Below are 5,496 nucleotides of genomic sequence, written 5' to 3'. Positions count from 1 at the left end.
CCGACTCGTCGTGAGCTCGTGCTGCAGATCCGCCCCGGCTGGACCGATTTCAGGGGGCCGGTTGCCCTCGGGTATGCTCGCGTCCGTTCGCGGGCACGTTCCGCGATCGGGCTGTGGCGCAGCTTGGTAGCGCGCTTCGTTCGGGACGAAGAGGCCGCAGGTTCAAATCCTGTCAGCCCGACCCTGTAGATGGCCGGACCTCCATGGTCCGGCCATCACGCATTTCAGCGTCAGTGCACGAGTGTGCGCCCACCCCCCGGATGCCTCCTGGATGCCCGGCCCCTTCTGGCAGACTGCGCTCCATGGCTGACAAGGATCTGGGGGACGGCCCCTCGCTGGAAATGCCCTCGCTCGGGAGTCTCTTCCGACGCAAGAAGGGCAAGCAGGAGCCGGAGCAGGACGACTCCCTGACACCGACCCAGGCGGAGCTCGACGCCGTGATCCGCGGGCGGTCACCGGGCGAGCAGCCCGAGCCGTCGGAGACCGGGACCGCGGCAGAGCCGGCCGCCGAGGCCGAGTCGGTGGCTGTCGTCGACGCCGAACCCGCCCTGGCCGAGACCGTCGAGACCCAGACCGGTACGCCGGACCGCGAGGACACCGCCGTCATCGACGACGTCTCCGCACCCGCTGCCGAGACGGTCGAGGCCGAACCCGCCACCGAACCGGTCACCGAATCCGCAGACGTGGCGCAGCCTCCGGACACACCGGAGCCGGGTCACCGCAACGAGATCGAGCAGACGGCCGTCATCGAGGACCTTCCCGCGCGCGAAGAGCCGGTCGCCCCCAGCCCGGTGGCCGAGGTGGCCGAGGTTCAGGACGACACGGACGACCGTCCGCTCTTCGCCGATGAGGTCGAGGGCCCGGGGACGGACGACGTACCGGCCGCTGGAGCCGCTGCTGCCGCTGACATCGACGGCGCCACGAACGAGGACGAGGACGGCCAGGAGCCCGAGGGCCAGGACGCCGACGAGGAGAGCCCTCGTCGCGGGCGCTCGTTCTCCCTGCCCGCCTTCGCACTGCCCGCACTTCCGGGACGTGTCGCCGCAGCCATCACCGGCCTCACGGTCGGCGTACTCGCCGTGGTGATGACCTACCTGGCGGTCCAGGGCTGCGAGGCCGTCAAGGGCACCAGCACCTGCGGTACGCCGGGCTTCTTCCTGCTGATCGCGATCATGATCCTGCTGGTCGTGCTGGGCAGCGCACTGCTCGGGGCGTGGAAGGTTGCCGACCCCGGCAGCACCAGCTTCCTGGGCGTCGGACTGGTTGCCGTGATCGCGTTGCTGTTCCTGATCCGGGTGATCTTCTCGCCGTGGATGATCGTGGTCGTCCCCGTGGTCGCGATCGTGACGTTCGTGGTCTCCCAGTGGCTGACCTCGCTGTTCATCGAGGACCACGGCACGCCGGACTAACCGCCCCACTCACACGAGGGGTGGCTCGCGGGGTCAGAGAGTGGCGGCGATCAGCTCGGCGATCTGCACGGCGTTGAGCGCGGCTCCCTTGCGCAGGTTGTCGTTGCTGACGAACAGGGCCAGGCCACGCTCGTCGTCGACGCCGGGGTCGTTGCGCAGGCGCCCGACGTACGACGGGTCCTGACCGGCCGCCTGCAGCGGGTTCGGGATCTCGGAGAGCTCGACGCCGGGAGCGTCGGCGAGGATCTCCTCGGCACGCTTGACCGGCAGCGGGCGCTCGAACTCGGCGTTGATGGCCAGTGAGTGGCCGGAGAAGACCGGCACCCGCACGCACAGACCGGAGACCCGGAGGTCGGGGAGCCCAAGGATCTTGCGGGACTCGTTGCGGAGCTTCTGCTCCTCGTCGGTCTCGTTCAGCCCGTCGTCGACGATCGAGCCGGCCAGCGCGACCACGTTGTAGGCGATGGTGCGGGCGTACTTCACCGGCTCGGGGAACTCCACCGACGAACCGTCAGTGGCCAGGCTCCGGGCGTCCCCGGCGGCCTCGACCTGGCCGGCCAGCTCCTCGACCCCGGCGAGACCGGAGCCGGAGACGGCCTGGTAGGTCGAGACGATGAGCCGCTGGAGCCCGGCCTCCTCGTGCAACGGCTTCAGCACCGGCATCGCGGCCATCGTGGTGCAGTTCGGGTTGGCGATGATGCCCTTGCGGGCCTCGCCGATCGCCTCCGGGTTCACCTCGGAGACCACGAGCGGCACGTCGGGGTCCATCCGCCAGGCCGACGAGTTGTCGACCACGATGACGCCGGCCTCGGCGTACTTCGGAGCCAGCGCCTTCGACGTCGAGCCGCCGGCGGAGAAGATCGCGATGTCGAGGTCGGAGATGTCGGCGGTGGAGGCGTCCTCGACGGTGATCTCGCCGTCGCCCCACGGCAACGTGGTGCCCGCGGAACGCGCGGAGGCCAGGAAGCGGATCGACTCGAGCGGGAAGTCGCGCTCGGCCAGGATGCGCCGCATCGCGTCGCCGACCTGGCCGGTGGCGCCGACGATGCCGAGACGCACCGGGCGGGGCTGGTTGCCAGCTGAGGAGCTCATCGTCCGGTCCCTCCGTAGACCACGGCCTCGACCTCGTCGGAGTCGAGGTCGAAGGCGGTGTGGACGGCTTGTACGGCGGTGTCGATGTCGGCGTCGTCCACGATCACCGAGAGGCGGATCTCGGAGGTGGAGATCATCTCGATGTTCACCCCGGCCGAGGCCAAGGCCGCGAAGAACTTGGCGCTGATGCCCGGCTGGGAGCGCATGCCGGCACCGATCAGGGAGACCTTGCCGATCTGGTCGTCGTACAGCAGCTCGGAGTAGCCGACCTCGTCCTGGATGCGGGCCAGCGCGGTCATCGCGGCCTGGCCGTCCTCACGGGGCAGGGTCACGGAGATGTCGGTGCGCACCGTCGCGGCGGCGGAGACGTTCTGCACGACCATGTCGAGGTTGGCACCGGACTCGGCGAGCGCCCCGAAGATGCGCGCGGCCTCACCGACCTTGTCGGGGACGTCGACCACGGTGATCTTGGCCTGGCTGCGGTCGTGGGCGACGCCCGAGATGATCGCGTGTTCCATGGAGGTCTCCGAATCGGAGTCGGGGATGACCCACGTGCCTTCCTTCTGGGAGAAGGACGAGCGCACGTGGATGGGCATTTTGTAGCGGCGGGCGTACTCGACACACCGCAGGTGAAGGATCTTGGCGCCGGACGCGGCCATCTCGAGCATCTCCTCGGTGGAGACCTTGTCGAGCTTGCGGGCCGCCGGGACGATCCGGGGGTCGGCGGTGAAGACACCGTCGACGTCGCTGTAGATCTCGCAGACGTCGGCCCCGAGGGCCGCGGCCAGCGCGACGGCCGTGGTGTCGGAGGCTCCGCGCCCGAGCGTGGTGATGTCCTTGGTGTCCTGGGAGACGCCCTGGAAGCCGGCCACGATTGCGATCGCACCGTCCTTGATGGCGTTCTCGATGCGGCCCGGCGTGATGTCGATGATCTTCGCCTTGCCGTGCACGGAGTCGGTGATGACGCCGGCCTGCGAGCCGGTGAACGACTGCGCCTTGTGGCCCAGCTGCGCGATCGCCATGGCAACCAGGGCCATCGAGATGCGCTCGCCGGCGGTGAGCAGCATGTCGAGCTCGCGCGGCGGCGGGAGCGGGGTCACCTGCTCGGCCAGGTCACGCAACTCGTCAGTGCTGTCGCCCATGGCCGAGACCACGACGACCACATCGTTGCCGGCCTTGCGGGTGGCGACAATGCGCTGGGCGACCCGCTTGATGCCGGACGCGTCAGCCACGGAGGAGCCGCCGTACTTCTGCACGACAATGCCCACGGAATCTTCCTCACGGTGTGACGGAACATCGGACCGGCGACGCTGCACGGCCACGCACCCGGGATTCTACCGGGGCTCGAGCTCCACACCCTCCAGCATCTCATCGGCAGCAGCGACCTGCTCCTGCTCGATCTCGAAGTCGGTGTCGAGGCGGTCGTGGGTCACGATCGACTGCAGGGCACGCAGCACGCCGGACGCCTCGCTTCCCCACGTCGAGACGTAGGAGAACTGCCACCACCACAGGGCCTCGTCGACCCGACCGGCCTTGTAGTGACGCAGCCCGTGCGCGAGTGAGGAGGCGACACTGGTGAGGTCGTCGGAGAGCATCGAGGTGACGATCTCGGGCTCTCCGTAGGTGTCGAACACCTCGGCATACATGTCGACGCCATCGAGCATGCGGGCCAGTCGCAGCCGCATCTCGTCGAGGTCGGGGTCGGGGCCCGCATCGGGCTGGAACTCCTCGGCCGGGGTGAAGTCCTCCTGGACCCCGAGCCGGGCACCGGCCAGCAGCACCTGGGACACCTCGAGGAGCAGCAACGAGATGGCCCGGCCACCGTCTGCTTCGCGGGTGATGGCCTGCAGCGCCACCAGGAAGCTCTCCACCTGGTCGGAGACCTGCTGGGCGAACTCTTCGAGCTGGGGGTCCACAATCTGGTCAGTCATCGGCTGATCTCCTCCCGGCGAAGGCTCGTCCGAGTGTCACCTCGTCGGCGTACTCGAGGTCTCCGCCCACAGGCAGTCCACTCGCCAAACGCGTCACGCGCAACCCCATGGGCTTCAGATTGCGCGTGAGGAACGTCGCAGTGGCCTCGCCCTCGAGGTTCGGGTCGGTGGCCAGGATGACCTCGGTGACGGTGCCGTCGGCCAGTCGCACCATGAGCTCGCGGATGCGCAACTGCTCGGGTCCGATGCCGTCGATCGGCGAGATCGCGCCGCCCAGCACGTGGTAGCGGCCGCGGAACTCACGGGTGCGCTCGATGGCCACGACGTCCTTGTACTCCTCGACCACGCACAGCACGCTCGGGTCACGTCGCGGGTCGCGGCAGATGCGGCACTGGTCGTCCTCGGAGACGTTGAAGCACACCGAGCAGAACTTCACCTTGTCCTTGACCTTGATCAGCACCTCGGCGAGGCGTCGTACGTCGGCAGGATCGGCCTGCAGCAGGTGGAACGCGATGCGCTGGGCGCTCTTCGGGCCCACACCGGGGAGCTGACCGAGCTCGTCGATCAGGTCCTGGACGATTCCTTCGTACAAGTCAGAATCCCAGGCCGGGCAGGGAGTCCCCGCCGCCACCGGCGCCGCCCATGCCGCCACCGGCCAGCGGGCCCAGGGTCTCGGCGGCGGTGGCATCGACCTTGGCCTTCGCGTCGCGCCAGGCGGCGACGATCAGGTCGCCCAGGTCGGTCAGGTCGTCGGTGTCGTCGCCAGCGAAGTTGCCGGCGGTGATGTCGACCCCGAGCAGGTCGCCGGTGCCGCTGAGCTTCACGGTGATTGCGCCTCCGGCGACGGTGCCCTCGATCTCGGTCTCGGCCAGGCGAGCCTGCGCGCTCATCAGCTGCTCCTGCATCTGCTGGGCCTGCTGGAGCAGCGCGTTCATGTCGAAGCCACCCTGGCCGAACTGCTCTGCGCCGAACGGGTTCTCGGTCATCGTGGTGCCTCTCGCCTCAGTCGTTCTTGATCTCTTGGATGATCTTCGCGCCGAGCTCCCTCTGGAGGAGCTCGGCGG

The 5,496-nt window shown here is 68.9% G+C and carries 6 protein-coding genes and 1 tRNA gene; 2 read left to right on the top strand and 5 right to left on the bottom strand.

Going from position 1 to position 5,496, the window contains the following annotated elements:
* The first annotated feature begins 107 nt into the window (after window positions 1-107).
* Window positions 108-181: transfer RNA gene (locus NJ4_RS22460), tRNA-Pro, on the top strand.
* 121 nt (window positions 182-302) lie between these two features.
* On the top strand, window positions 303-1,409 hold the full coding sequence (locus NJ4_RS22455; RefSeq protein WP_157551297.1) for a hypothetical protein: 1,107 nt from the start codon (window positions 303-305) through the stop codon (window positions 1,407-1,409).
* 33 nt (window positions 1,410-1,442) lie between these two features.
* On the opposite strand, the gene NJ4_RS22450 is transcribed toward NJ4_RS22455, so the two are convergent.
* The 5 genes from NJ4_RS22450 to NJ4_RS22430 all read right to left on the bottom strand — a co-directional run bounded on the left by NJ4_RS22450 (window position 1,443) and on the right by NJ4_RS22430 (window position 5,418).
* Window positions 1,443-2,501, bottom strand: a complete 1,059-nt coding sequence (locus NJ4_RS22450; RefSeq protein ID WP_082749054.1) for an aspartate-semialdehyde dehydrogenase — start codon at window positions 2,499-2,501, stop codon at window positions 1,443-1,445.
* Window positions 2,498-3,769, bottom strand: coding sequence for an aspartate kinase (locus NJ4_RS22445; RefSeq protein WP_067440808.1), 1,272 nt, complete (start codon window positions 3,767-3,769; stop codon window positions 2,498-2,500). Before NJ4_RS22445 ends, NJ4_RS22450 begins: the two co-directional genes overlap by 4 nt.
* A 66-nt stretch (window positions 3,770-3,835) precedes the next feature.
* The gene (locus NJ4_RS22440; protein WP_067440805.1) at window positions 3,836-4,432 is read right to left on the bottom strand and encodes a DUF5063 domain-containing protein; all 597 of its coding nucleotides are present in this window, start codon (window positions 4,430-4,432) and stop codon (window positions 3,836-3,838) included.
* Entirely contained in the window at window positions 4,425-5,024 is a 600-nt protein-coding gene (recR, locus tag NJ4_RS22435; RefSeq protein ID WP_067440802.1) for a recombination mediator RecR, read from the bottom strand. The genes NJ4_RS22440 and recR overlap by 8 nt, the downstream gene beginning before the upstream one ends.
* A gap of 1 nt (window position 5,025) precedes the next feature.
* The gene (locus NJ4_RS22430; protein ID WP_067440799.1) at window positions 5,026-5,418 is read right to left on the bottom strand and encodes a YbaB/EbfC family nucleoid-associated protein; all 393 of its coding nucleotides are present in this window, start codon (window positions 5,416-5,418) and stop codon (window positions 5,026-5,028) included.
* Window positions 5,419-5,496 lie beyond the last annotated feature (78 nt).

It is taken from the genome of Nocardioides jensenii JCM 1364 = NBRC 14755 (assembly GCF_001552535.1).
GTDB lineage: Bacteria > Actinomycetota > Actinomycetes > Propionibacteriales > Nocardioidaceae > Nocardioides > Nocardioides jensenii.
Note: the sequence above shows the minus strand (reverse complement) of the source record. Positions and strands in the feature narration are given on the sequence as shown.